The following is a 1,772-nucleotide window of genomic DNA, read 5'->3' as shown; positions in this document are numbered from 1 at the left end:
TTTTAGATTTCACAAACAGGATTAACCAAAAACTGCCCCACGAAGCGAGGAACGAGCTTCAATAGAGTACGAGCTTTAGCGAGTACATAGGGCAGTTTTAAGTATTTCCCTATTTTTTAATATTTTAAATATTTTTAAATATTTTTAGACCCCACTCAAAGCCATGCTGTGCGTGGCTTTGCAAGGTTTAACTATGAGGGATTGACGCATAACTATGAGGGATTGACGCATAACTATGAGGGATTGACGCATAACTATGAGGGATTGACGCATAACTATGAGGCGATATATTATTCTCATAATTAATAATAAGGAATACAAAAATGAGTAAGCTCTTAGTAGTCAAAGCAAATAATATTATTGAAGCTAGTTATCAACTGTCTTTGAATGAACAGCGCTTAATTTTGGCGGCTATAGCCTGTATACCCAAAGGCGAAGAAGTGACAGATAACACAGGTTATTGCGTCACAAGGGAATCATTTATTGAGTTAGGTGTTAACCCAAAAACAGCAAGCAGAGAAATTAGAGAAGCATGTGATCGACTTTTTAATAGAGTTATTACAATAACAACTGAAGCAGGGACATTTAAAACTCGATGGGTTCAAGACATCATGAAATACAATAGTGATTGGGCTTTGGCTAATCCTGAATTTATCCAAGAGGTGACAGGGAGCGATCCTTATGCAGAAGATTATATTTTGGCGGCAATAAGGTTTAGTAAGTCTGTATTACCCTTTATTAGTAACTTATCATCTAACTTCACACAATATTTTCTTCAAGACATAGCAGGAGTAAGTAGTGGGTATAGCGTTCGATTTTATGAATTAATGATGCAATTCAAGAGTACAGGTTATCGAAAAATAAGGCTTGATGACTTGCGCAATATGCTTGATCTGAATAATAAGTATCCATTAACGGCAGACTTAAAAAGATGGGTAATAGATACCGCAATTGATGAACTTAATGAAAAATCTCCCATTACAATCAAATATAAACTGTTAAAAACAGGGCGTAAGTTCACACACATAGAATTAAAATTTAAGCAAAAATTGTCACCTAAAAAAATAGAATCTCAGCGAGATCAAAAAACTATAGATATGTTCAGCAACTTATCTGACAGTCAAATTAAGACCTACAGTTCAGTATTATCTAAGGTTCATAGCATCTCTGACTTAGCCGACAATAAAGATTACCCAGCCTTTTCAATATGGATTGCCAATATTTTACGTGACCCTACATCCGTCCGAGAGGAAACCGCAAAGCGGATTTTTAAAGCATTGCGGACTGAAACAGACTTCAAAGACTAAGATTTTATATACATTACGTCATAGGGAATGCTGAGTACAGTTTACGGCAAGTCGGATATTTAGCTTGAATTTTATGTAAATAATATGCCTGATCTTTTTCAAGAAAGCCGTTCAATAAACCACTCTTATCAGTATAGAAACAACGTCCTTTTGCTCTATCCCATGCTAAAAAAGGAGTGGATGGCTTACTTATTGATATAACATCATTATTACAGTGAAGTAGTGCCAGTGAACTTACCTGATAATTTCTTGCTTGGTTACCATCTGGCGGATATGCTAAACCAATTATCAAATTTCCTTTTTTTATATTCTTAATTTTAAAATCGCCATTCCATTCATTTGGGCTAGAATATCTAAACCAAGCTATTAATGGGCGAAAAATAAAATTATGGTTAGAAAATTGAAATTTAGTCTGATTTTTATCTGATTCAAATGATTGAACCCTTGCTATAAATACCTCATTTG

The 1,772-nt window shown here is 34.6% G+C and carries 2 protein-coding genes; one reads left to right on the top strand and one right to left on the bottom strand.

From position 1 onward, the window contains the following. Positions 1 to 323 precede the first annotated feature (323 nt). A complete protein-coding gene (locus FTV38_RS17350; RefSeq protein ID WP_151710986.1) occupies positions 324 to 1,307 on the top strand; it encodes a RepB family plasmid replication initiator protein in 984 nt (327 codons plus the stop codon). 13 nt (positions 1,308 to 1,320) lie between these two features. Here the strand turns inward: FTV38_RS17350 and FTV38_RS17345 are convergent. Then, on the bottom strand, positions 1,321 to 1,772 hold a 452-nt coding region (locus FTV38_RS17345; protein WP_180023030.1), incomplete at its 5' end, for a hypothetical protein.

Origin of the sequence: Acinetobacter sp. YH16044, from assembly GCF_013417145.1 — a bacterium.
In the GTDB taxonomy this organism is placed as follows: Bacteria; Pseudomonadota; Gammaproteobacteria; order Pseudomonadales; family Moraxellaceae; genus Acinetobacter; species Acinetobacter amyesii.
This window is presented reverse-complemented; position numbering and strand designations above follow the sequence as displayed.

Coding starts and splice junctions, on each gene's coding strand:
- FTV38_RS17350 (WP_151710986.1), top strand. CDS start 324: ATGAGTAAGCTCTTAGTAGTCAAAGCAAATAATATTATTGAAGCTAGT.